At 66.3% G+C, this 24900-nt stretch carries 20 protein-coding genes; 10 read left to right on the top strand and 10 right to left on the bottom strand.

The window, feature by feature from the left end:
• Positions 1–12: 12 nt before the first annotated feature.
• Both PHA8399_RS11930 and PHA8399_RS11925 read left to right on the top strand, forming a co-directional pair.
• A complete protein-coding gene (locus PHA8399_RS11930; protein ID WP_058286368.1) occupies positions 13–717 on the top strand; it encodes an ABC transporter ATP-binding protein in 705 nt (234 codons plus the stop codon).
• Positions 714–3239: an ABC transporter permease gene (locus PHA8399_RS11925; protein ID WP_058286367.1), complete on the top strand. Its 2526-nt coding sequence runs from the start codon at positions 714–716 to the stop codon at positions 3237–3239. Before PHA8399_RS11930 ends, PHA8399_RS11925 begins: the two co-directional genes overlap by 4 nt.
• Before the next feature lie 20 nt (positions 3240–3259).
• On the opposite strand, the gene PHA8399_RS11920 is transcribed toward PHA8399_RS11925, so the two are convergent.
• Entirely contained in the window at positions 3260–3709 is a 450-nt protein-coding gene (locus PHA8399_RS11920) for an RrF2 family transcriptional regulator (RefSeq protein ID WP_058286366.1), read from the bottom strand.
• 100 nt (positions 3710–3809) lie between these two features.
• On the opposite strand from PHA8399_RS11920, the gene PHA8399_RS11915 reads away from it, so the two are divergent.
• Together PHA8399_RS11915 and PHA8399_RS11910 are read left to right on the top strand one after the other, a co-directional pair.
• A complete protein-coding gene (locus PHA8399_RS11915) occupies positions 3810–4385 on the top strand; it encodes a gamma-glutamylcyclotransferase family protein (protein WP_058286365.1) in 576 nt (191 codons plus the stop codon).
• On the top strand, positions 4378–5571 hold the full coding sequence (locus PHA8399_RS11910; RefSeq protein WP_058286364.1) for a DUF2254 domain-containing protein: 1194 nt from the start codon (positions 4378–4380) through the stop codon (positions 5569–5571). The genes PHA8399_RS11915 and PHA8399_RS11910 overlap by 8 nt, the downstream gene beginning before the upstream one ends.
• 303 nt (positions 5572–5874) lie before the next feature.
• Here the strand turns inward: PHA8399_RS11910 and gltX are convergent, their stop codons facing one another.
• Positions 5875–7200, bottom strand: a complete 1326-nt coding sequence (gene gltX, locus PHA8399_RS11905; RefSeq protein ID WP_058286363.1) for a glutamate--tRNA ligase — start codon at positions 7198–7200, stop codon at positions 5875–5877.
• Positions 7201–7327: 127 nt separating this feature from the next.
• Positions 7328–7756 carry a DUF1801 domain-containing protein gene (locus tag PHA8399_RS11900; protein ID WP_058286362.1) on the bottom strand — a complete coding sequence of 143 codons (429 nt, stop codon included), beginning with the start codon at positions 7754–7756 and terminating at the stop codon, positions 7328–7330.
• A 107-nt stretch (positions 7757–7863) separates the two neighbouring features.
• Here PHA8399_RS11900 and PHA8399_RS11895 point away from each other — a divergent pair, with 107 nt between their 5' ends.
• Positions 7864–8796 (top strand): MBL fold metallo-hydrolase, encoded by a 933-nt coding sequence (locus PHA8399_RS11895; RefSeq protein WP_058286361.1) that lies wholly within the window; start codon positions 7864–7866, stop codon positions 8794–8796.
• Between the two features lie 9 nt (positions 8797–8805).
• Here PHA8399_RS11895 and PHA8399_RS11890 read toward each other — a convergent pair whose 3' ends face one another.
• Positions 8806–10137, bottom strand: coding sequence for an NAD(P)/FAD-dependent oxidoreductase (locus tag PHA8399_RS11890; RefSeq protein WP_058286360.1), 1332 nt, complete (start codon positions 10135–10137; stop codon positions 8806–8808).
• A 178-nt stretch (positions 10138–10315) separates the two neighbouring features.
• Positions 10316–11974 carry an NAD+ synthase gene (locus tag PHA8399_RS11885; RefSeq protein ID WP_058286359.1) on the bottom strand — a complete coding sequence of 553 codons (1659 nt, stop codon included), beginning with the start codon at positions 11972–11974 and terminating at the stop codon, positions 10316–10318.
• A gap of 182 nt (positions 11975–12156) precedes the next feature.
• On the opposite strand from PHA8399_RS11885, the gene PHA8399_RS11880 reads away from it, so the two are divergent.
• Positions 12157–13578, top strand: a complete 1422-nt coding sequence (locus PHA8399_RS11880) for an MORN repeat-containing protein (RefSeq protein WP_058286358.1) — start codon at positions 12157–12159, stop codon at positions 13576–13578.
• Positions 13579–13625: 47 nt separating this feature from the next.
• On the opposite strand, the gene PHA8399_RS11875 is transcribed toward PHA8399_RS11880, so the two are convergent.
• Positions 13626–14291: a pyridoxamine 5'-phosphate oxidase family protein gene (locus tag PHA8399_RS11875; RefSeq protein WP_058286357.1), complete on the bottom strand. Its 666-nt coding sequence runs from the start codon at positions 14289–14291 to the stop codon at positions 13626–13628.
• A 97-nt stretch (positions 14292–14388) separates the two neighbouring features.
• Here PHA8399_RS11875 and pdxR point away from each other — a divergent pair, with 97 nt between their 5' ends.
• On the top strand, positions 14389–15765 hold the full coding sequence (pdxR, locus tag PHA8399_RS11870; RefSeq protein WP_058286356.1) for a MocR-like pyridoxine biosynthesis transcription factor PdxR: 1377 nt from the start codon (positions 14389–14391) through the stop codon (positions 15763–15765).
• 91 nt (positions 15766–15856) lie between these two features.
• Here the strand turns inward: pdxR and PHA8399_RS11865 are convergent, their stop codons facing one another.
• Both PHA8399_RS11865 and PHA8399_RS11860 read right to left on the bottom strand, forming a co-directional pair.
• Positions 15857–17401 carry an alanine/glycine:cation symporter family protein gene (locus PHA8399_RS11865; RefSeq protein WP_058286355.1) on the bottom strand — a complete coding sequence of 515 codons (1545 nt, stop codon included), beginning with the start codon at positions 17399–17401 and terminating at the stop codon, positions 15857–15859.
• Positions 17402–17422: 21 nt separating this feature from the next.
• Positions 17423–17857, bottom strand: coding sequence for a universal stress protein (locus PHA8399_RS11860; protein ID WP_008553772.1), 435 nt, complete (start codon positions 17855–17857; stop codon positions 17423–17425).
• A gap of 487 nt (positions 17858–18344) precedes the next feature.
• Here PHA8399_RS11860 and PHA8399_RS11855 point away from each other — a divergent pair, with 487 nt between their 5' ends.
• The gene (locus PHA8399_RS11855) at positions 18345–19931 is read left to right on the top strand and encodes a 2-isopropylmalate synthase (RefSeq protein ID WP_058286354.1); all 1587 of its coding nucleotides are present in this window, start codon (positions 18345–18347) and stop codon (positions 19929–19931) included.
• Positions 19932–19988: 57 nt separating this feature from the next.
• On the opposite strand, the gene PHA8399_RS11850 is transcribed toward PHA8399_RS11855, so the two are convergent.
• Complete coding sequence (locus tag PHA8399_RS11850) at positions 19989–21722, bottom strand: adenylate/guanylate cyclase domain-containing protein (protein ID WP_058286353.1); 1734 nt, start codon at positions 21720–21722, stop codon at positions 19989–19991.
• A gap of 208 nt (positions 21723–21930) precedes the next feature.
• A complete protein-coding gene (locus tag PHA8399_RS11845; RefSeq protein ID WP_058286352.1) occupies positions 21931–22725 on the bottom strand; it encodes a 23S rRNA (adenine(2030)-N(6))-methyltransferase RlmJ in 795 nt (264 codons plus the stop codon).
• A 132-nt stretch (positions 22726–22857) separates the two neighbouring features.
• On the opposite strand from PHA8399_RS11845, the gene PHA8399_RS11840 reads away from it, so the two are divergent.
• On the top strand, positions 22858–23628 hold the full coding sequence (locus PHA8399_RS11840) for a lysozyme family protein (protein ID WP_244270208.1): 771 nt from the start codon (positions 22858–22860) through the stop codon (positions 23626–23628).
• Positions 23629–23814: 186 nt separating this feature from the next.
• The gene (locus PHA8399_RS11835; RefSeq protein WP_008554722.1) at positions 23815–24861 is read left to right on the top strand and encodes a rod shape-determining protein; all 1047 of its coding nucleotides are present in this window, start codon (positions 23815–23817) and stop codon (positions 24859–24861) included.
• Positions 24862–24900 lie beyond the last annotated feature (39 nt).

Raw genomic sequence — 24900 nt, 5'->3', positions numbered from 1 at the left:
CAGGCAGGCCCGATGACCGATCAAAAAAGCCCCGTTCTTCATCTCTTAGATGCGAGTTTGACCCTGAATAGCAATACCGGCCCGGTGGAGATCTTGCACGAAATCTCGCTGGACGTGCGGCAGGGGGAAACCTTGGGGCTGGTGGGGCCGTCCGGATCGGGCAAGTCGTCGCTGCTGATGCTGATGGGCGGGCTGGAGCAGGCCACCGGCGGCCGGGTGACGGCCCTGGGGGCGGATCTGACCGCGATGAATGAGGACGCGCTGGCCCGGTTCCGCCGCAACAACATGGGCGTGGTGTTCCAGAGCTTTCACCTGATCCCGACCATGACCGCGCTGGAAAACGTGGCGACGCCGCTGGAGCTGGCGGGCGTCAAGGATGCCTTCCCCCGCGCCCAGGCAGAGCTGGAGGCGGTGGGGCTGGGCCACCGGGCGGGCCATTTCCCGGCGCAGATGTCGGGCGGCGAGCAGCAGCGGGTGGCGCTGGCGCGCGCCCTGGCGCCGCGGCCTGCGATCCTGCTGGCGGATGAGCCGACCGGCAACCTGGACGAAGCCAACGGCCAGGCGGTGATGGACCTGCTGTTCGGCTTGCGCGACCGCTATGGCGCGACGCTGGTGATGGTGACCCATGCGCCGGAGCTGGCGGCGCGCTGCGACCGGGTGGTGCGGCTGCGCGACGGGCGCATCGACGGGGACGCGGCGCGCGAGGCGGCGGAATGAACGCCGCAGCGCTCCGCCTGGCTTGGCGCTTTGCCCTGCGGGAGCTGCGTGGCGGGCTGAAGGGATTTCGTATCTTCCTGGCCTGCCTAGCGCTTGGCGTCGGGGTGATCGCCGCCATCGGCTCTATCCGCGCGTCGATTGAGACCGGGCTGGAGCGCGAAGGCGCCACGATCCTGGGCGGCGATGCGGAGCTGAATTTCACCTACCGGTTTGCCACCGAGGATGAGCTGGACTGGGTGGAGCGGGCGGCGGTCCGCCATTCCGAAATTGCCGAATTCCGCTCCATGGCTACGGTGGGCGAGGAGCGCGGGCTGACCCAAGTGAAGGCGGTGGACGGTCTCTACCCGTTGAAGGGGCAGATGAAGCTGGCCCCTGACATGCCGCTGGATGCAGCTCTGGCCGGTGCGGACAGCCTGCCCGGTGCGGTGATGGACCGGGTGCTGGCCGACCGTCTGGGCTTGCAGCCCGGCGACAGCTTCCGGTTGGGCACGCAGGATTTCGCCCTGATGGCGATGATCGCGCTTGAGCCGGATGCCGCCGCCTCCGGTTTTGAGCTGGGGCCGCGCACCATGGTGCGGACGGCGGATCTGGGGGAGTCCGGGCTGCTGGAGCCGGGCACGCTGTTTGACACCAAATACCGGATGGAGCTGCCGCCGGGCAGTGATCTGGCCGCCTTGCAGGCCGAGGCCGAAGGGCTGTTTGAGAGCACCGGCATGCGCTGGCGCGATGCCAGGAACGGCGCGCCGGGGATCACCGCCTTTGTCGAGCGGCTGGGCGGGTTCCTGGTGCTGGTGGGCCTCTCGGGCCTGGCGGTGGGCGGGGTCGGCGTCTCTGCCGCTGTGCGCGCCTATCTGGCGACCAAGACCGCAACCATTGCCACCCTGCGCACGCTGGGGGCGGAGCGGCAGACGATTTTCCTCACCTACTTCCTGCAGATCGGCGCCCTGACGCTGGTCGGCGTGGGCATCGGGCTGGTGCTGGGCGGGCTGGGACCGCTGCTGCTGGGGCCGCTGATTGCGGCGCAGCTGCCGTTCCCGGCGGTGTTTTCGCTCTACCCTTCGGCGCTGGCCGAGGCCGCGCTCTATGGCGTGCTGACCGCCTTTATCTTTGCCCTGTGGCCGCTGGCGCGGGCGGAGCGGATCCGCGCGGCCTCGCTGTTCCGGGATGCCTTTGCCAGCCGCACCCGGCTGCCCGCGCCGCGCTACCTGCTGGCCACCGCGCTGGCGCTGGCGGCGCTGGTCGGGCTGGCGGCGTGGTTCAGCGGCTCCGCTCAGCTGACGCTGTGGACCGCGGGCGGGCTGATGGGGGCGCTGCTGGTGCTGCTGGTTGCCGCGCTCGGCATCGGCTTTGCGGCGCGGCGCGGCGCCGGGGCTGCGCGCGGGCGCCCTGCCCTGCGGTGGGCGCTGTCGTCCATCGGCAGCGCGCGCGACGGGGCGGTGCCTGCGGTGCTGGCGCTGGGGCTGGGCCTGACAGTGCTGGCCGCCATCGGCCAGATTGACGGCAACATGCGCCGGGCGATTGCCGGCAACCTGCCGGATGTGGCGCCCTCCTATTTCTTCGTCGACATCCAGCGCAGCCAGATGCCCGCCTTCCTGGAGCGGGTGGAGAACGATCCCTCCGTCACCCGGGTGGAAAACGCGCCGATGCTGCGCGGGGTGCTGACCCGGATCAACGGCCAGCCCGCGGCAGACGTTGCGGGTGATCACTGGGTGGTGCGCGGCGACCGCGGTATTACCTATGCCGCGGCCCGGCCCGAAAGCACCGAGGTCACCGCCGGCAAGTGGTGGCCCGCGGACTATTCAGGTGATCCGCAGATCAGCTTTGCCGCTGAGGAGGCCGAGGAGCTGGGGCTTAGCCTGGGCGACACGCTGACGCTGAACATTCTGGGGCGTGATATCACCGGCACCATCACCAGCTTCCGCAACGTGGATTTCTCCACAGCAGGGATGGGGTTTGTGATGGTGCTGAACGAGGCCGCGCTGGCCGGCGCGCCGCACAGTTTCATCGCCACCGTCTATGCCGAGGAACAGGCGGAAGCGGCGATCCTGCGGGATCTGGCCCGCGAGATGCCGAATATCACCGCCATCCGGATGCGGGATGCCATCGACCGGGTGTCGGACATCCTGCGCCAGCTGGCGGCGGCCACCGCCTATGGCGCGGCGGCGACGCTGCTGACCGGGTTCCTGGTGCTGCTGGGCACCGCGGCCGCCGGAGAACCCGCACGCCGCTATGAGGCGGCGCTCTTGAAAACGCTGGGCGCGCCGCGCAGGCAGATCCTGGCCAGTTTTGCGCTGCGCTCGGCTCTTTTGGGGGCGGCGGCAGGGCTGGTGGCGCTGGCGGCAGGCATAGCCGGGGCCTGGGCCATCAACGCCTATGTGTTTGAGACAGGATACACGGTGATCTGGCCGAACGCGGTGATGGTCATTTCCGGCGGGGTGCTGACCACGCTGCTGGCCGGGCTGGCCTTTGCGCTGCGGCCGCTGGCAGCCAAACCGGCCCGCATCCTGCGGGCCCGCGAATGATCAGCGCTGCGGCGGCGGCCTCAGCGGGCGCCGCAGGACACCGGCTGCAGGATGCGCAGCAGGTCGTGGTTGTCGCAGACCAGCGATTCCAGGGAAATGTCGTCCAGCGAGGCATAGAAGGCCTGCGCGGCGTCGGCCAGCGCCACCTTCAGGCGGCAGGCCCCCGCCAGCGGGCAGGTGTTGTCCGCATCGGCAAAGCATTCCACCATCGGCAAGTTGCCCTCGACATCCCGGAACACGTCGCCGATCCGGATCTCCGCCGCGGGCCTGCCAAGGTTCATGCCGCCGTTGCGGCCGCGCTGGGTCGCCAGGTAGCCCAGCTGGCTCAACTGGTTGATCACCTGCGCCAGGTGGTTTTCCGAGATGTTGCAGCATTCGGCAATCTCGGCCTTGGTCACCAGGCGGTCTTCGTGGGCGGCGCAATACATCAGCAGCCGCACCGCAATGTTGGTCCTTTTGGTAATCCGCATGGGTCGCTCCCGCAGCTATGGTGCATCGCTTATTGCACATGGCGCGAAAAAGCGGTTTGACATACATCAATAACCGGAATTGCGGCGGAAAGGCGCGCGGATGACGGCTCCTTACTTCTTTGGATACGGCAGCCTGGTGAACACGGCGACGCATGGCTATGGCGGCGCGCAGCCCGCCCGGCTGCGCGGCTGGCGGCGGGCCTGGGTGCATACGGACCTGCGCGAGGTGGCGTTTCTGTCGGCGGTGCCCTGCGCCGCCAGCACCATCGGCGGACTGATCGCCGAGGTGCCGGGCGCCGACTGGGCGGCGCTGGACGCCCGCGAATTCGCCTATGAGCGGCTGCCCGCATCGGACAAGGTGCAGCACGCGCTGCCAGGATCGCCGGAGATTTCCGTCTATGCGGTGGCGGCGGACAAGCAGAATGGCGCCACCGAGCAGCACCCGATTCTGCTGAGCTATCTGGATGTGGTGCTGCAGGGCTATCTGCAGGTGTTCGGCGAGGCGGGCGTGCAGGAATTCATCGCCACCACCGACGGCTGGAACGCCCCCCTCCTGGATGACCGGGCGGCGCCCCGCTATCCGCGCCACCAGCGCCTGAGCCGGGCGGAGCGCGCGCTGTTCGACGATCTGATCGACAGCACCGGCGCGCGCAGGATAAGCTCCGCTCATGATTGAGCAGTTCCTTTTGTACCTCAGGCGGATTGCCCGCAAGATCTGGTTCCGGGTGGTTCTGATTTCCGTGCTGTCGCTGCTGGCGCTGCTGCTGGCGCCGCTGGCCAAGCCGCTGCTGCCCGACAGCCTGAGCGAGGACTTCGGGCGCGAGGCGGTGCTGCCGGTGCTGACGATCCTGGCGTCGGGCATGCTGGCCGTCACCACGTTTTCGCTGAACGTCATGGTCAGCGCCTACCGCACTGCGGCCTCGATGGCGACGCCGCGGGTGTACCGGCTGCTGCTGGAAGATACCGTGACCCACCGGGTGCTGGCGACCTTTGTGGGCGGGTTCATCTTTTCGCTCAGCGGGGTGATCCTGTTCCGGGCGCGCTATTACACGCCCGAAGGCGCCCTGGTGGTGTTCGGCATCACCATCGTGGTCGTTGTCCTGATCGTCGGTGCCATCCTGCGCTGGATAGATCACCTGTCCGGGCTGGGCAGCATGGACCATACGCTGCGGCTGATCGAATCCCGGACCCGCGACAGCATGCGCGCGCGCCGGGATGTACCTTGCCTGGGCGGCCAGCGCTCTGACAGCAGCGGCGTTCCGGACGATGCGGCGGCGATCCCGGCCTCCCGCAGCGGCTTTGTGCGCTTTGCCGGGATGGCCCAGCTGAATGAGCTGGCGGAGGAGGCCGGCACCGAAATCACCCTGGCAAAGGCGCCCGGCGAATACATCCTGCGCGGCCAGCCGGTGGCCTGGGCCGCTGCCGGAGACAACGACTTCTGCAAGGCGGCCTCGAAGGCGATCGACATCGGCGACGTGCGCAGTTTCGATCAGGACCCGTCCTTTGGCCTCACCCTGCTGGCGGAGACGGCGCAGCGGGCGCTGTCGCCCGGCATCAACGATCCGGGCACCGCGGTCGAAGTGATGGGACGGCTGGGGCGGCTGCTGTGGGAGACCATGCCCGCCGATGAGATCAGCAGCACCCGGAAGCCGGAGTTTCCCAACGTGAAGGTGCCGCCGGTGACCGCGCGCCACCTGCTGCGCTGCGCCTTCCCGCCGATTGCCCGCAGCGGCAGCGATTCGCCCTCGGTGATGGGCTGGATGCAGAAGACCCTGCAGGAGCTGGAAAGCCACTCCAACCCGGAAATGGCCAAGGCGGCGGCGGAGATGCGCAAGGAGCTTGGCGAGGGCGGCAGCGGCTGATCCGCAGGCCGCAGCCCGCCAGGCGGTCCGCTGTTTTGCTGCGGTCCTGCGGCGCGCTCCCGCCTGTTCAGGCGCAGGCAAGCTGCCCCTCTCTCAGTTGGGCATGGCACCGCGCCAAGGCGCGGTGCGGCGCCGCGCGTCCGCGCGGCGCCCGGCCCAACCGCAGGGGATGCATCTGCGATGCAGTTCCGGCGGGCGGGAGCGCCGGCGCCCCGCCCTTGACGGGACCGCACGAAAAAAGGGCGGCCCCTGCGGCGCCGCCCCTGATCTGTGTCTTACCGGCTTTTTCCGCCGCGAACCGCCTCAGCCGCGGGCGCGGACGGTGTCCATCAGCGCCAGCAGCGCGGACATGTCGGGGCCGCGCTCCATGCCGGTCACGGCCTTCCTGAGCGGCATGAACAGCCCCTTGCCCTTGCGGCCCGTCGCTTCCTTGACGGCGGCGGTCCACTTGCCCCAGCTGTCGCTGTCATAGGGGCCTTCAGGCAGCAGCGCCATCGCCTCGGCAATGAAGTCCTTGTCCTCATCGGCCACCAGCGGCTCGGCGCCGTCGCGGCACAGCTCCCACCAGCCCGCGAGATCCTTGAGCGTGGTGATGTTTTCCTTGGCCATGTCCCAGAAGGCCGCCTGTTTCTCCGCCGGGACGCCCAGCGCGTCCACATGGGCTTGCACTGCCGCCAGCGGCAGCGACTGCAGGTAGCGGGCGGTCAGCGGATAGAGATCCTCGACATCGAACTTGGTCGGCGCGGCGCCGAAGCGGCTGATGTCGAAGCCGTCGATCAGCTCCGCCAGCTCCGACCGCAGCTCCACCGGGTCGGAGGAGCCCAGGCGCGCCATCAGGCTGAGGAGCGCCATCGGCTGCACACCGGCTTCGCGCAGGTCTCGCAGCGCCAGCGTGCCAAGACGCTTGGACAGTGCTTCGCCCTGCGGGCCGGTCAGCAGCGAGTGGTGCGCAAAAGACGGCACGGTGCCGCCCAGCGCCTCGATGATCTGGATCTGGGTGGCGGTGTTGGTGACGTGGTCGGAGCCGCGCACCACATGGGTCACGCCCATTTCGGTGTCATCCACCACCGAGGCCAGGGTGTACAGGAACTGGCCGTCGCCGCGGATCAGCACCGGGTCGGAGACCGAAGCCGCGTCGATGGAGATATCGCCCAGGATGCCGTCCGTCCACTCGATCCGTTCCTGATCCAGCTTGAAGCGCCAGACGCCGTCGCCGCGCTCGGCGCGCAGTTTGGCCTTCTCCTCCTCCGACAGCGCAAGTGCTGCACGGTCATAGACCGGCGGCTTGCCCATGTTCAGCTGCTTCTTGCGCTTCAGGTCCAGTTCGGTCGGAGTCTCGAACGCCTCGTAGAAGCGGCCGATCTCGCGCAGCTTGTCCGCCGCAGCGACATAGCGGTCGAGCCGCTCGGACTGGCGCTCCACCTTGTCCCAGGTCAGGCCCAGCCATTCCAGGTCCTGCTTGATGGCATCGACGTATTCTTCCTTGGACCGCTCCGGGTCGGTGTCGTCGATGCGCAGGATGAAGGTGCCGCCGGCCTTGCGGGCGATCAGATAGTTCATCAGCGCGGTGCGCAGGTTGCCGACGTGGATATAGCCGGTCGGCGACGGGGCAAAACGGGTGGTGGTCATCACATGTCTCCTGTTGCCTTGCCCCTTGTCACATGGGCGGCGGATTGTCCAGTTTCGGCAGTGCGGGCGCGCCTGCGGCGCGGGCCTCCGGCGGGAGTATTTCCGGAAAGATGAAAGCCGCGGCCCGTCAGTCCGGCTGCACCGGCCAGATTGCATTCAGGTCCTTCAGCCCGGTGCGGATCAGTTCGGCGAGCACCTCCAGGTCGATATCGGCGAGCTTGTTCACATAGAGGCAGCTTTTGCCAAGCTTGTGCTTGCCGAGGCGGGAGAGGATGGCGCCGTAGTCCTGATAGCCCGGCATGATGTAGATCGAGTGGCGTGCTTTTCGCGGCGAGAAGCCAGTGGCGAGGAAGTCCCCCTCGCGGCCGGAGGCATATCGGTAATGGTAGCGGCCGTAGCCGACGAGTGACGGCCCCCACATTTGCGGCGTGTAGCCGGTCACCCGGCGGAACAGCGCATCCAGCTGCTGCGCTTCCGCCGCTTTGCGGGCCGGTTCAACACTGGCGATAAACGCCTCGACGCTTACCCCGGTCGGAACGGTCTTGTTCTGGCTCATCACGCTGCCTCCTGACCGCATCCTAACCCGCCTCACGGGATTGTTTACAGCCCTCTGCCGCCGGAGCGCTAGGGTAAGGCCAGTCCAACTCCACCGGAGGTTATGCCATGACTGTTTCCCTCTCCCGCCGCGCTGCCCTGGCCGGGGCCGCCGCCCTGCCCCTCGCCGGTGCCGCAACGCCGCTGCTGGCCGGCGCCCATGGCGGCCGCGCCGAAGCGCCGGTTGCCCACTCGTTCAAACTGGCGGAGATGCCGGTCACCACTCTGCTGGATGGCTCGGCGCAGCGGGAGGAGCCGAAAGCCATCTTTGGCGGCAATGCAAGCGATGAGGAGTTTGCGCAGGTGTCGCAGGAGAATTTCATCTCTGCCGGCACCGTTCAGTTCTATTTCACCCCAACGCTGGTGGATACCGGCGGGGAGCTGGTGCTGTTTGACACCGGACTGGGCAATGGCGGCATTGCCAGGGCGCTGGCCGCCGCCGGGGTGACGCCGGACCAGATCAACGTGGTGGTGATCACCCATATGCATCCCGATCACATCGGCGGCCTGATGACCGATGGCGCGCCGACCTTCCCGAACGCCCGCTATGTGACAGGGGCGGAGGAATACAATTTCTGGTCCAAACGGGATCCGGGCGACCGGGTGGGCGATCTGGTGGCCAAGAACATGACGCCGCTGGCGGAGAAAACCACCTTTGTCGACGATGGCGCCAGCGTGGCGCCGGGGATTACCGCAATGGCCAGCTTTGGCCATACCCCGGGTCATATGTGCTATATGCTGGAGAGCGGCAACCGCCAGCTGGTGCTGACGGCGGATCTGGCCAACCACTATGTCTGGAGCTTTGCCCGGCCCGACTGGGAAGTGAAATTCGACATGGACAAGGCGGCGGCAACGGAGTCGCGCCGCCGGGTGCTGGGGATGCTGGCGGCGGACAAGCTGCCGATGATCGGCTATCACATGCCGTTCCCGGCGGCGGGCTTTGTCGAACCCCGCGGCGAGGGTTTCCGCTATGTGCCGGTGAGCTATCAGCTGATGGGGTAAGGGAAGCGGTCAGTAGCCGCTTTGCGGCCCGTATCTGCTGCCGTCGGTAAAACGCGACAGGCGGAAGTCATGCGGATCCACCACGGGGGTGTCGCCGGTCACCAGATCGGCGGCCAGTTTGCCCGCGGCCGGGCCGATGCCAAAGCCGTGGCCGGAAAACCCGGTGGCGATGAACAGGCCCGGCAGCTCGTCGGCCTGCGAGATCACCGGGATCGCGTCCGGGGTCACGTCGATCAGCCCGCCCCAGCTTTGCACCACATCGGCGCCCTGCAGCACCGGAAAGGCCTTTTGCGCCGCCGCCCAGCCGCTTTTCAGCGCCTTCTGCGACGGCGCCGGGTCCAGCACCCGGCACAGCTCGAACGGGGTTGTCTGCAGCGGCTGCCAGCGGCGGGCCTGCGCCGCCTCCTCGCGCCAGCGGCTGGTGACGCGGAATTGCAGCGCGCGCCATTCGTGGCGGAGGCTGGGCAGGAACGTCCAGCCCAGTCGGAAGCTGTCGGGCACGATATCGACCATGTTCTCCAGCGCGTCCGAGACCGTGTAGCCGCCATCGGCCCGCTTGCGCAGGCCCAGGTTGCCGGTGCGCACAGCGGTCTCCGGCCCGCCCTGCACCGGCGAGGTGCGCAGGACCGAGTTCAGGACCTTCAATTGCGGCAGGCTGATGCCCGCATTGAGGAGAAACAGCCGCGACCAGGCGCCGCCCGCCACCACCACCGCCGAACAGGCGACGCGGCCGCGTTCCGTCATCACGCCGCTGATGCGGCCGGCCGAGGTTTCGACGCTGCGCACCGCGCATTCGGTCATGATCTTGGCGCCCGCGGCCTGGGCGGCGGTGGCGATTGCGTGGGTGGCCATCTGCGGCTCGGCCCGCCCGTCCATTGGTGTCAGCAGGGCGCTGCGGGTTTTGGTCTGATGGCCCGGCATCAGCTGCGCCAGCTGCGGCCCGCGCACCATCCGGGCCGCCTGCCCCCAGCCGTCGAGGTTGCGCAGCCAGCGCTCCAGCTGCGCCTCGCGCTTGGCCGTGTCCGCGGTGTAGAGAATGCCGGAGCGGGTGAACCCGGTGTCCTGCCCGGTGCGCGCCGCCAGCCCCTCCCAAAGGCGCAGCGATTCCGCCATCAGCGGGATTTCCCGCGGATCGCGGCAGGAGATCCGCACCCACCCCCAGTTGCGCGAGCTTTGCTCGCCCGCGATCTGCCCCTTTTCGCACAAGAGCACGGAGTGGCCGCGCTCAGCCAGTTCCAGCGCGGTGGCCGCGCCAATGATGCCGCCGCCGATTACCACGGCGTCGACAGCCTTGGGCAAGGCCAGATTGGATTGGAAATGAGGCAGTCTCGGTCCAGGCATGAGGCCTCTATGCCCGCTGCGGATTCGGCGGTCCAGCGTCCACGCGGCCCCCTCTGCCGCGCATTGCGGCATTGTGTTTTTTTCGCCGCATATCAGGACTTTACCGTTACGGAAGCTGCCCGGAGAAAGGGCGGAAAGCGCGGAAAAGACCCGCGCCTTCAAGGGGTTAACGCGCGCCTCAGGTCGGGTCGCGCCAGCGGTTCACAATCGGGTAACGGCGGTCCAGCCAGAACGCCCGCGGCGTCAGCCGGGCACCAGGCGCGGACTGGAAGCGTTTGTATTCGCTGATATAAAGCAGATGCTCGACCCGTTTGGCCACGTCCCGGGAAAAGCCCGCCGCGACACAATCCGCGATTGAACCCTCCAAATCGACCAGAATTTCCAGAATGGCGTCCAGTTCCGGGTAGTCCGGCAGGCTGTCGCTGTCCTTCTGATCTTCGCGCAGTTCCGCCGAGGGCGGCTTGTCGATCACATTGGGGCGGATCACCTCGCCCGCCGGGCCTTTCATCCAGGGGCGGTGGTTGGCGTTGCGCCAGCGGCAGGTCTCGAACACGCGGGGTTTGTAGAGGTCCTTGATCGGGTTGTACCCGCCGTTCATGTCGCCATAGATGGTGGCGTAGCCCACGGCGACTTCGGACTTGTTGCCGGTGGTCAGAAGCATCTCGCCGAACTTGTTGGACATTGCCATCAGCAGCAGGCCGCGCAGGCGGGACTGGATGTTTTCCTCGGTGATATCCGCATCGCGGCCGGCAAACAGCGGCGCCAGGGTATTTGTGATGGCTTCGCGCCCTTCGCTGATCGGAACAAAGTCGTAGCGGACGCCCAGCGCCTTGGCGACGGCCTCGGCATCGTCGAGCGATTCCCGGCTGGTGTATTCCGACGGCAGCATCACGCAGCGGACATTCTCAGCCCCCAGCGCATCCACCGCGATGGCCGCGACAATCGCCGAGTCGACCCCGCCGGACAGGCCCAGCAGCACCTTCTTGAAACCGGTTTTGCCCATGTAGTCGCGCAAGGACTCGACCATCACCCGGTAGTCCTGCTCCCATTCGTCGGGCAGATGCGCCTTCTCGCCCTCTTCCACGCGCCAGCCTTCGTCGGTGCGGATGAGGTCGATCTGTGCAATGCATTCGTCGAACACCGGCATTTGCACCGCCAATGCGCCGCCCGGATTCAGGACAAAGGAACCGCCGTCAAAGACCTGGTCATCCTGGCCGCCCACCATGTTCAGGTAGATCACCGGCAGATGGGTTTCGACCGCGCGCGCAACCATGTGGTTGAAGCGCACTTCCATCTTGTTGCGGAAATAAGGCGAGCCGTTGGGGATCAGCAGGAACTCGGCGCCGGTTTCGGCCAGGGTTTCCGCCACATCCTCATGCCAGCCGTCCTCGCAGATCGGGGAGCCGATGCGGGTGTTACTGACGGAATAGGGGCCGCCCAGCGGCCCGGCCTCGAACAGGCGGACCTCGTCAAACACGGTCTCATTCGGCAGGTGATGCTTGAGGCTGCGCGAGGCGATCTTGCCGTCCTTCAGGATCAGATAGGCATTGTAGAGCCGGCCGCCCTCGACCCACGGCCCGCCGATCGCCAGCGCCGGTCCATCGGCGCAGTCCGCCGCCAGCTTTTCAACCTCGGCGATGGCGGCCTGGTGGAACACCGGCTTCATCACCAGATCCTGGGTATTGTAGCCGGTGATGAACATTTCCGGCAGCGCCACCAGATCGGCGCCGGCCTCGCGGCCTGCCTCCCAGGCGGCGCGGGCCTTAGCGGCGTTGCCTGCCAGATCGCCCACCGTGGGGTTCAGCTGCGCCAGTGTCACGCGGAAACGGTCTGCCATGCTGCATCGGCCCTTTGCAAAAATCCTTCCTCAGCCATTTACCAGATTGACAGCCAAGGAAAAGAGCAAGGGCCTGGTGCCGGGGAAAAGACATTGCGGCCCCGCCTGCGGTAGCTTAGTTTCCGGGCGAGCAACCCAATATGGCAGCAGCACCGTAATTCCTGGGCAGGCAGAGGTTTTGAATGACCCGTTTCGGCACCGCAATCGCGCTTTCCACGATCCTGGCACTGGCCGCGCCGGCCTTTGCCCAGGAGGGGGAGATCATCACCACGCAGGATGAGATCGGCGGCGTCTACGAGGGCACCTTCAAAGGCGGGCTGCAGCATGGCACCGGCACTTACAAGCTGCCGAACGGGTATGAATACACCGGCGAGTGGGTCGAGGGCGAGGTCCGCGGCCAGGGGGTGGCGCGGTTCCCGGACGGCTCAATCTATGAAGGCGAGTTCGCCCAGGGCAAGCCGCACGGTCTGGGCAAGCTGACCCGCGCCGACGGCAGCACCTATGAGGGCGAATGGCAGGACGGCCAGATCCACGGCGACGGGGTATCGGTCTATGCCAGTGGCGTGCGCTATCAGGGCAGCTTTGCCAATGGCAAGCGGCACGGCAAGGGCGTGATGCAATCGCCGGACGGCTATACCTATGACGGCGACTGGGCCGAGGGGCGCCAGCAGGGCCAGGCCAAGATCACCTATGCCGAGGGCACCGTCTATGCAGGCAGCGTGGCGGATGGCCAGCTGCAGGGGCAAGGCCGGCTGGAGACCTCGGATGGGCTGGTCTACGAAGGCGAATGGATGTCCAGTCAGATGCATGGCACCGGCCGCCTGGTGCAGCCCAACGGCGACATCTATGAAGGCGCGCTGCAAGAAGGCCGCCGCCACGGCACCGGCACGCAGACTTACGCCAATGGCGATGTCTACACGGGCGACTTCCTGGACGATCAGCGCCACGGCACCGGCACCTTCACCGAGAAGGACGGCTACAGCTACACCGGCGCCTGGGTGAAGGGGCAGATCGAAGGCAAGGGCAAGGCGGTTTATCCCGACGGATCGGTCTATGAGGGCGATTTCCGCGATGATCTGGCCGAAGGCCAGGGCAAGATCACCTATCCCGACGGCTCCACCTACGAAGGTGAATGGGTGGCCGGGGTAATCGAGGGCGAAGGCACCGCCACCTACCCCAGCGGGATCAGCTATACCGGCGGCTTCAAGAACGCCAAGAACCACGGCCAGGGGGTGATGACCTATGCCGACGGCTACCGCTACGACGGCGGCTGGCAGAACGGGCAGCGCCACGGCGAAGCGGTGGTCACCTATGCCGACGGCTCGGTCTACACTGGCGCATTTGCCGACAGCCAGCGCCACGGGCAGGGCAAGATCGTGATGCCCGACGGCTTTACCTATGAAGGCGAATGGCAGGAAGGCAAGATCTATGGCCAGGGCGTGGCGACCTATGCCAATGGCGACGTCTACGAGGGCAGCTTTGTCAACGGCAAGCGCCAGGGGCCGGGCACGATGAAATATGCCAGCGGCCAGAAGGCGGACGGCACCTGGGAGAACGGCGCGCTGGTCAGCACCGGGGCAGAGGGCGCCAGCCAGACAGAATAGGCCCCGATGAACAAAGGGCGCGCCAGGGCGGCGCGTCTTTTTCGCTTTCAGCCGATGCGGATGCGGCTCAGGTGATCCGGCATCGCGACGCCCTCCAGATTGGCAGGATCCGGCTGCGGCGGCTTCAGCTCCATCGCCATCGGCACCACGCCCGCCCAGATCGGCAGGGCGTAATCCTCCTCGTCGTCCTTGGGCGCTCCGGAGCGGATCTTGGCCGCCCCCTCCTCGATCGGCATCCGCATCAGGGCGGTGGCCTTCAGCTCCTGCCGGGTCATCGGCCGCAAGGCGTCCCAGCGGCCGGGGAAGATGTGGTCGACCATCGCCTTGAGGCTGGCAGCCTTGGCATCCTCATCCGTGACTTTCTCTGCCACCCCGAACAGCATCGCGGAGCGGAAGTTGACCGAGTGGTGGAAGGCGGAACGCGCCAGCACGTAGCCGTCCATGCAGGTGACCGTCAGGCAGACCTCTGCCCCCTCCATCGCGCGGATCGCCCGGCTGGCGGCGGAGCCGTGCCAATAGACGTGATCGCCCTCGCGCCATTGCAGCGTCGGCAGCACCGATGGGGCGCCATTGATCTGATAGCCGATATGGGCCAGCGGCATGGCGTCGAGCACCTGATACACCGTCTCGCGGTCATAGAGCCCGCGTTCATGGGCGCGGCGCAGGCGGCTGCGCTCGGTTTTCAGGGCGGTTTCGGTATCGGGCTGGCGCATTTGCGGACCTCGTGAATTCTTGTTGTGTCAGGGGGAGTGCTATGCGCAAACTGGACTGTAATTAACTTCCAGTTTCCGACAAAAAGAGCAGTCCAGTATGATTGACCTGTCCGGACTGCTGTCCAAGGCCAGCGCCGAGCCCATCTATCTGCAAATCGTCAGCGCGCTGCGCCGCCAGATCAGCAGCGGCAGCCTGGCCATCGGCACCCGGCTGCCGTCCTCCCGGGCGCTGGCGCAGGATCTGGGGGTGGCGCGCTCCACCGTGGTGACGGCCTATGAGCAGCTGGTGGCCGAAGGCTTTGCCGAGGCGCGGCGCGGTGCGGGGATCTTTGTCTGCGACGTGGCGCCGATCCGGCCGCCCGAAGCGCCGCCACGCCCCCAGCCTGCGGCGGTCCCGCCCGCGCCGGGGATGCTGCAGCCGGGCGCGCCGGACCCGGCGGTGTTTCCGGCCCGGTCCTGGGCGCGCTGTGTTTCACGTGTGGCAAGGATGGATCCGCTCAGCCTGAGCCACCAGGAAGATTCCTTTGGCGACCCCGAACTGCGGCGCGAGATTGCCGCCTATGCCGCGCGCTGGCGCGGGATAGACTGCAGCGCGGATCAGGTGCTGGTCACCAGCGGCGCGCGCGAGGCGCTGGAGCTGGCGATGGATTTTCTGGTGGAGGGCGAGGATATTGCGCTGGAAGCCCCCGGGTTCACTCCGACGCAGCGCTTTGCCGCGGCGCGCGGCTGGCCAGTGCGCTGGCTGCGGGCCGGAGAGCGCGGCGCGGAGGTGCCGCGGCAGATGGCCAAGGTCACGCTGCTGACGCCGTCGCACCAGTTTCCGCTGGGCGGCACCCTGCCGGTGCCGCAGCGCCAGGCCTTCCTGCAGGCGGCCAGGGAGCGCGACGGCTGGATCATCGAGGATGATTTCGACAGCGAGTTCCGTTATGCCGGCCAGCCGGTGCCCGCGATGGCAGCGCTGGACCGGGAGGGGCGCTGCATCTATGTGGGCACCTTCTCCAAGACGTTCTCGCATGCGCTGCGGCTGGGCTATGCGATCCTGCCGCCGGCGCTGGTGCCGCGGTTCCGGGCCCGGTTTTTTCAGCCCAGCGCCGGCGCCGCGATCACCGCGCAGCGGCCGCTGGCGGAATTCATGGCCTCCGGCCAGTACGACCGGCACATCCGCCGCGCCCGCAGGCTTTATGCCGAACGCTATGCGGCGGCGGCGGACGCGCTGGCGCAGTGGCCCGAAGCCCTGGGGTCCTTCAGGCGGCACAACGCCGGGATGCAGATTGCCTTTCACCTGGCGGGCGGGCTGGCGGACGTCCGGATCTGCCGCCGCGCCGCAAGTGCGGGCTACGGGGTCCAGCCGCTGTCGCCGCACGACCCCGAAGGCCGGTCCCGGGGGCTGCTGACCGGCTTCTGCCAGTCAAGCGCCACGGATCTGCCCGGCCAGATTGCCGGGCTGCGCCGGATCGTGGAACACGGCGGCTGAAGCCGCCCCTGCCCCTCTCATCAAAAAAGCCTCCCCGGCGGCCCGGAGAGGCTTGGGTCTGAAAGCCGTCTGATTACCAGGCTAGAGCCGGTCAGACGTACTTCTTGATCTCGCCTGCTTTCAGCCGCGACATGTAGCTGTTCAGCTCGCGCTTGACGATCGGCATCAGGAAGTAGAGCGCGATGATGTTGACCACCGCCATGGCAAAGATCGCCGCGTCGGAGAAGTCGATCACCGGGCCGAGGTTGGCGGCGGCACCAATCACCACGAAGATGCAGAAGATCACCTTGAACACCAGCTCCTTGGTTTCGCCTTCGCCGAACAGGAAGGTCCAAGCCTTGAGGCCGTAGTAGGACCAGCTGATCATGGTGGAGAAGGCAAACAGGATCACCGCCAGCGCCAGCACGTACTGGAACCAGCCGAAGGCCGAGGAGAAGGCCGCCGAAGTCAGCGCCACGCCCTTGTTGCCGTCGACGGTCTGGATCGTGGCTGCGCCCTCGTCCAGCAGGTAGAGGCCGGTGTTCGGGTCCTGCACCAGCTGGCCGGTGATGATGATCACCAGCGCGGTCATGGTGCAGATCACCACGGTGTCGATGAACGGCTCCAGCAGCGACACGAAGCCTTCGGTGATCGGCTCCTTGGTGCGCACGGCGGAGTGGGCAATAGCTGCCGAGCCGACGCCGGCCTCGTTCGAGAAGGCCGCCCGCTTGAAGCCCTGGATCAGTGCGCCAACCATGCCGCCGGCAACGCCGAGACCGGTGAAGGCGCCGTCAAAGATCTGGCCGAAGGCCCAGCCGATCTGGTCGGCATTCATCGCCAGGATGACCAGCGCAGTTGCGACATACATGACCCCCATGAACGGAACGACCTTCTCGGTCACCCGCGCAATGGATTTCAGGCCGCCCACGATCACGGCAAAAACAACCCCCGCAAACACCACGCCGGTGATCCAGCCGGGGTATTCGCCGACAACGCCGGAGATCTGCGCGTGCGCCTGGTTGGCCTGGAACATGTTGCCGCCGCCCAGCGCCCCGAGGATGCAGAAGATCGAGAACAGTACCGCCAGGAATTTGCCCATCGGCAGGCCGCGTTCGGCAAAGCCCTTGGTCATATAGTACATCGGGCCGCCCGACACGTGGCCGTCCGGGAACTCGTTGCGGTATTTGACGCCCAGCGTGCATTCGGTGAATTTCGAGGCCATGCCCATCAGGCCTGCCAGGATCATCCAGAAGGTCGCGCCGGGGCCGCCGATGCCGACGGCAACGGCAACGCCTGCGATGTTGCCCAGGCCGACGGTGCCCGACAGCGCGGTTGCCAGCGCCTGGAAGTGGCTGACTTCGCCCGCGTCATTGGGGTCGGAATAATCGCCCCTGACCAGCGAGATCGAGTGCGGGAAGGCGCGGAACTGGATCAGGCCGAAGTAGACGGTGAACACGGTGGCCGCGACCACCAGCCAGGCAACGATCCAGGGAAAGCTGGTGCCCGGGAACGGGCTGAAGATCAGGTTGACGAACCAGCCGGTCGAATTGGCGAAAATCTCATTGACGCGCTCGTCGACGGTTTGTGCCATCGCCGGGGCGGTTGCCGCCAGCAGCAGCGGCGCAGACAGGGCTGCCGCCTTAATTGAATTACTCATGACTGTCCTCTGAGTTTATCTTTACGGAACAATGGTGACCGGAACCGGCGCGGCCTGCGCCAGAGTGCCCGCGACCGAGCCGAACAGCCGCGATGACAGCCCGGAATGGCCGGTGCGGCCGATGATCAGGTGGCTGGCGCCATGCTTTTTGATCACATCAATCAGGGTTTCCGCGATATGGCCGTATTTCAGCTCTGTCACGAAGGTGACACCGTCATCTTCCAGGCTTTTGCACACGGGTTTCAGCAAGGCATCCTCTGCGCGCTTCAATTCCTCCTCGCGGCGCTTATGGCGCTGCTCGATCTCCTCCGGGGTGAGGAAGGAATAGGGCGACCACTCCAGCACATGCGCGATCACCAGCTCTGCCCCTTGTGCTTTGGCAAGGCTGACGGCAAAAGCAAGCGCCGACTTGGCAGCCTCGCTGTCGTCATATCCAAGGACAATTTTTTTCGACACTGTTTCCTCCTATCGATGGCGTCTCTTTTAATCAGGACGCCGGATCCCGGCTGCAGGAGCCAGGAATTCTCCCAACGCGAAGCTGTCTGCCGCATCTGACCTTAGGGCTGATACAGCGCAGACAAACTGTCGCATTGAAACTGGCTACGGCCCTTAATTATATTATACACTTTTTTCAACATTGTCTTGAAATTACCGGGCAAGGTTTTACGGAGGTTTGCTGCTGCCAGCACACCGCCATGCCGCAAGGTCAAAATCCCCCTTCCCATTCGGCTGCACCTCTGTATAAATCCGTGCCATGAGCATTTGCGCAGATATTCCCTTTGCCGCCGCCGCATTCCGCGGTGCAGCCCTGCGCGCCCTACTGATCCTAGCCCGCCTCTGAGCGTGCCCTTCCGGCGCGCCCGCTCAGAGGATTGCCGCACGCGCGCCATCGAAGGCTAATGATGCCCTGGAAGGGCCTAGGACAGAGACAAGAGATACCGATATGACCAAAGCATCCCCGATTTCCGGCGACAAATCCCGTGTATTGATTTTTGACACCACCCTGCGCGACGGCGAGCAGAGTCCCGGCGCCACCATGACCCATAACGAGAAGCTGGAGATTGCGGAGCTTCTGGACGAGATGGGCGTCGACATTATCGAGGCCGGCTTCCCGATTGCCTCCGAAGGCGACTTTGCCGCCGTGTCCGAGATTGCCGAGCGCTCGAAGAACGCGGTGATCTGCGGGCTGGCGCGCGCCAACTTCAAGGACATCGACCGCTGCGCCGAAGCGGTGCGCAAGGCCGCGCAGCCGCGCATTCACACCTTCATCGGCACCTCGCCGCTGCACCGCGCCATCCCGAACCTCACGATGGACGAGATGGCCGACAAGATCCATGAGACCGTGACCCACGCCCGCAACCTGGTGGACAACGTGCAGTGGTCGCCGATGGATGCGACCCGGACCGAGTGGGATTACCTGTGCCGGGTGATCGAGATCGCCATCAAGGCCGGCGCCACCACCATCAACATTCCCGACACCGTGGGCTACACCGCGCCCGCGGAAAGCGCCGACCTGATCAGGCGCCTGATCGAAACCGTGCCGGGCGCCGATGAGGTGGTCTTTGCCACCCACTGCCACAACGACCTCGGGATGGCGACCGCCAACGCGCTGGCTGCCGTCGCAGGCGGTGCGCGACAGATCGAATGCACCATCAACGGCCTTGGTGAGCGCGCAGGCAACACCGCGCTGGAAGAAGTGGTGATGGCGCTGAAGACGCGCAATGACATCATGCCCTGGTCCACCGGCATCGACACCACCAAGATCATGCATATCTCGCGCCGGGTCTCGACCGTGTCCGGTTTCGTGGTGCAGCCGAACAAGGCGATTGTCGGCAAGAACGCCTTTGCCCATGAAAGCGGCATCCACCAGGACGGGATGCTGAAGAACCGCGAGAACTTCGAGATCATGCGGCCCGAGGACATCGGCCTTTCCGGCACTTCGCTGCCCTTGGGCAAACACTCCGGCCGCGCCGCCCTGCGCGACAAGCTGGAGCACTTGGGCTATGAGGTGGGCGACAACCAGCTGAAGGACGTCTTTGTCCGCTTCAAGGAGCTGGCCGACCGCAAGAAGGAAGTGTTCGACGACGACCTCATCGCGCTGATGCGCACCGGCACGGACGCGGAGAACGACCACCTCAAGATCGTCTCGATGAAGGTGGTCTGCGGCACCGGCGGCCCGGCGGAAGCCACCGTGGAGATGGAGATCGACGGCAAGGATGTGACGGAAACCGCTGAGGGCGACGGACCGGTGGATGCGACCTTCAAGGCAATCCGCAAGATCTATCCGAACACCGCCCGGCTGCAGCTTTACCAAGTGCATGCGGTGACTGAGGGCACCGACGCGCAGGCAACCGTCTCCGTGCGGCTGGAAGAGGACGGCAACATCGCCACCGGCGAAAGCGCCAACACCGATACGGTGGTGGCCTCGGCCAAGGCCTATGTGAACGCGCTGAACCGCCTGATCGTGCGCCGCGGCCGGGTGGGTGAAGGCGCCGACACCAAGGAGATTTCCTATAAGGATCTGGCCTGAGCCAGGCTTCCTTCAGGACCAAAGGGCGCCCGCTGCGGCGCCCTTTTTTATTGCTGCCTATGCCAGCCCCGCCTTGCGCAGCCCTTCGGTGAAATGCGCGGCGTCTTCCTTGCGCCCGTAGTGCAGCCCGGCCAGCAAGCCCTCTGCCGTGGCCTCCGGCTGCATCGCGCGGATCTGCGCCACGCAGTCCTGCGCCTGCTGCGTGTTGCCCAGCCAGCTGTGGCAGGCCGCCGCCAGCGCGGTCTGCACGGCGTCCATTGACGGCAGGCGTTTGAAATCGGTCAGCGCCTCTTCGTACAGGCGAGCGGTGAAATGCGCCTTCCCCAGGTGGCTCCAGAAGCGGACCGGAAAATGCGGGTTGAGGCGCATCGCCTTCCGGATCCATTCCGCGCCCTCCTCGGGCCTGCCCTGCCAGGTCAGAAGCTCGCCCATCTGCACCACAACCAGATCGTAGTTCGGGTTCAGGGACAGGGCGCGCTCCTGGTGGTACTGCGCCTGATCGAGGTTTTCCTGCAGGATGGACACCGCCGCCATCAGCCGGTGCACGTCCGCATCATTGTCATCCATCGACGCGGCTTTCTGGATCGACTCCAGCGCCAGTTGCAGCATCGCCTCGGGATCGGCGCACCAGCCATAGCCCCAGGCCTGCCCGCGGATACAGCCGCGCCAGGCGTGGGCGTGGGCAAACTCCGGATCCAGCTCCACCGCGCGGTCGATGAGGCCCATCGCCTTGGCATTGTCCTCTGCCGTGCTGCGGTGATGCAGGACCTTGGCCGCCAGCACGCATTCATAGGCCGCGAGGCTCGCGGGTTTCTTGCGCGAGACCTCATCCTGCTGGGCCGCTTCGATCCGCCCCGGCAGGGTGGCGACGATGGCCGATGTCACCTCATCCTGGATCTCGAAGATATCGTCGAGGGTGCGGTCGTATCTCTCCGCCCAGATATGGGAATCGTTGCAGCTGTCGATCAGCTGCACGGTGATCCGCAGCCGGCTGCCGCCCTTTCGCACGCTGCCCTCGACGATGTAGCGGGCGCCAAGCTTCTCTGCCACTTCGCGGATGTTCACCGCCTGCCCCTTGTAGACAAAGGTCGAGTTGCGGGAGATCACGAACAGCTCATGGCGGCGGCTGAGTTCGGTCAGGATATCCTCAGTCAGCCCGTCGGCAAAGAACTCCTGCTCGGGATCGCCGCTCATGTTGGCGAATGGCAGCACGGCGAGGGTGGGCTTCATCACCGGCGCCGGCCCGCTGGCGTCTTCTGCCGCCACGGGTGCGCCCTCATCCAGCAACAGGCGGTAGACGCGCACCGGTTCTGAGATATTTTTCAGGGACTGCTCCCCCTGATCCTCGAACAGGAACCCGCAGGAGCCGCGCACCTGGCCGTAGACAGCCCCGGACACGCAGATTTCCCCCACCCCCGCCGCCTGCTCCAGCCGGGCCGCCACGTTGACGCCGCTGCCGTAGATGTCGCCGTCTTCATAGATGATGTCGCCAAGGTTGATCCCGACCCTGAACTGGATACGCTGGTCTGGCGGCACATCGCTGTTGCGCCGCCGCATCCGGCCCTGAATCTCCGCGGCGCAGGCCACCGCATCAGACACGCTGGGAAACTCCACCAGCATCCCGTCGCCCGTGGTTTTGATGATGGAGCCCCGGTTCTTGGCAATCGAGGGGTCGATCAGTTCAATCCTGTGGGTGCGCAGCCGGGCAAGCGTGCCTTGCTCATCCGCTTCCATCAGGCGGCTGTAGCCCACCATATCCGCCGCCAGCACGGCGGCCAGCCTGCGTTCCATCCGGCAGTCCTCCCCGGCGGAAAGCGTAGCGGGAAAGGGCCGCCTTTCAAAGGTCTTTACATAATACCAGACGTGCAGCCGCCCGCCCGGCCCCGCAGGAGGCACGCGACGTTGCGGCCATTGCCAGGGGCATGATCCATTCAACCGCCCTGCGCGGCGAAGCAGGCGGCGCGGCGCTGGCCCTGCGGGTGGAGGGCGCGATCCGGGGCTACTTGCGGGACACCGCCTTGAACAGTGCCGAAATCCGGGCCGTTTCCTCTGCCGCGCCATAGGGCGCGTTGACCACAAACATGCCGCTGCCGACCATCCGGTGGCCTTCGCGCACCGGCGGAAAAGTCACCTCGTGGCGCAGAGCATCCGGCAGCCCCTGTGCCTCCAGCGCTTTCAGCATCGGCTTGTGGGAGCCGTCCTTGAGGATCGGGTACCACAGGGCAATGACGCCGACGTTCCATTTCTTGTGCAGCTGGCCGATGATGCCGGGGATGCGGGCATAATCGGATTTGATCTCGTAGCTCGGGTCGATCAGCAGCAGCCCGCGGCGCGGGTCTGGCGGTGCCAGCGACATGGCGAGTTCGAACCCGTCCTGCTGGTGCACCTTGGCCTTCCAGGGTTTCAGAGCGGCGCGCAGGGCCGCGTTTTCCTGCGGGTGCAGCTCGGCGAAATGCAGCGAGTCGCCCGGGCGCAACAGCGATGCCGCAATCAGCGGCGAGCCGGGATAGGCGGCCGCGCCATGCGCCTTGCGGGTTTCCGACAGCGCGCGGTGCAGCGGGTGGTCTGCCGCCAGCCCCTGCCCTGCCAGAACCTTGGTGATGCCCTGCTCCGCCTCGCCGGTCTTCACAGCCTCGGGCGCGTCCAGCTGGTAGAGGCCGCGGCCCGCGTGGGTCTCGATATAGCTGAGCGGTTTGTCCTTGCGGGTGAGGTAGGCCAGCATCCAGGCCAGCAGCGCGTGCTTCTGGACATCGGCCAGATTCCCGGCGTGGTATATGTGCTGATACGAGAGCATGCGCCCCCTCTACCGGCAATCGCCAAGCGGCGGAAGGGGCAGCGTGCGGCGGATAAACGGAATCTCAACACCGCTGCGGCAGACTGCACCCCGATAAGACACCGCAGAATGCAGGTTCCCATGCCCCTTAGAATGAGCGTCCTTGCCCTGATCCTGACCTTTCTGGCCCTGCTGCTGTGGACCGCAGCGGCTGTCAGCGCGCAAGGGTATTCTCTGGTGGGCAACAACTTCTTCCTGCAAAAGGCCTCTGCCCCGATGCCCGGATCTGCGCCCGCCGCAGCCCCGGCGCCGCAGGCGGTTGCCAGCCTGCTGCCCGACACCCTGCCCGGCCCCGGCCGCGGGGCGGTGTCGCTCAATCCCGGCGCGGCCAGCCTGTTCCGCGGCCGCAGCGGCGGCGGGATGTTTGCCCCGGTCCTGAAGGCACCGCCCAGCGTCAAACGCCTGCTGGACCTGATCGCCAGCGCCGAGGCCGGCAAGGCGCAGTATGATGCGGTGCAATATGGCGCCACACGCAAGCCGCCGAAGAAGCCGACGCAGATGACGATCGCTGAGATCAACGCCTGGATCGACGCCACCCCGGGCCAGCCCCACGCCATCGGCCGCTATCAGATGATTCCGGCAACGCTGCGCCGCCTGGTGCGGCATCAGGGGGTCAAGCCGCAGGCCCGTTTCACACCCGAGCTGCAGGACCAGCTGGCGCACCAGCTGATCGAGGAGGCAGGCTACAGCACCTTCCTGGCGTCGGAAATGCCCCGCAAGACCTTCATGCTGAACCTGGCAAAGATCTGGGCAGGGCTGCCGGTGTCCAGCGGCAAATCCTATTACGAGGGCTATGCCGGCAACAGCGCCAGCCTGACCTGGGCGCATTTCAACTCGGAGATGCAGCGGATTTTTCCAAGCTGATCCGCAGGATGCCGGATCCGGAGCCGCCGCCGGCGCGTTGCGGGGGCGCTGCGACTTGGCGGAAACGCGCTGTTTCACCATAATACGCCCTTTCGCGGCTCACCCGCGCGGCATATAAGGTGGGGACAGGCGGCTCCCCGGGAGTCGCCCAAGGTATAATGGCAGCACTCACAGGATCCCTTCTACATGGCGCTTTTCGGAAACTTGGGCGGTCTGTTCTCCTCGGACATGGCCATTGACCTCGGCACGGCGAACACCCTGGTTTACGTGAAGGGCCGCGGCGTTATCCTGTCCGAGCCCTCGGTGGTGGCCTACCACGTCAAGGACGGCGTCAAGAAAGTGCTGGCCGTGGGCGAGGACGCCAAGCTGATGCTGGGCCGCACCCCCGGCTCGATCGAGGCGATCCGGCCGATGCGCGAAGGCGTGATTGCCGACTTCGACACCGCGGAGGAGATGATCAAGCACTTCATCCGCAAGGTTCACAAGCGCTCGACCTTCTCCAAGCCCAAGATCATCGTCTGCGTGCCGCATGGCGCCACCCCGGTTGAAAAGCGCGCGATCCGCCAGTCGGTGCTGTCCGCAGGCGCCCGCCGCGCCGGGCTGATTGCCGAGCCGATTGCGGCCGCCATCGGGGCCGGCATGCCGATCACCGATCCGACCGGCAACATGGTTGTCGACATCGGCGGCGGCACCACCGAGGTGGCAGTCCTGTCGCTGGGCGACATCGTGTATGCCCGCTCTGTCCGCGTCGGCGGCGACCGCATGGATGAGGCGATCATCAGCTACCTGCGCCGCCAGCAGAACCTCCTGGTGGGCGAATCCACCGCCGAGCGCATCAAGACCTCCATCGGCACCGCCCGGATGCCCGACGACGGCCGCGGCCAGTCGATGCAAATCCGCGGCCGCGACCTGCTGAACGGCGTCCCGAAGGAAATCGAGATTTCCCAGGCACAGGTGGCCGAGGCGCTGGCCGAACCGGTGCAGCAGATCTGCGAGGCGGTGATGACCGCGCTGGAAACCACCCCGCCGGATCTGGCCGCCGACATCGTCGACCGCGGCGTGATGCTGACCGGCGGCGGCGCGCTGCTGGGCGATCTGGACCTCGCCCTGCGCGAACAGACCGGCCTGGCGGTCTCCATCGCGGACGAAAGCCTCAACTGCGTGGCCCTGGGCACCGGCAAGGCGCTCGAATACGAAAAACAGCTGGCCCACGCCATCGACTACGACAGCTAACAGACCCTGACCGCCGGAACGGCGCCGGCCGGTGAGCGG

The organism is Leisingera aquaemixtae (assembly GCF_001458395.1).
GTDB lineage: Bacteria > Pseudomonadota > Alphaproteobacteria > Rhodobacterales > Rhodobacteraceae > Leisingera > Leisingera aquaemixtae.
This window is presented reverse-complemented; position numbering and strand designations above follow the sequence as displayed.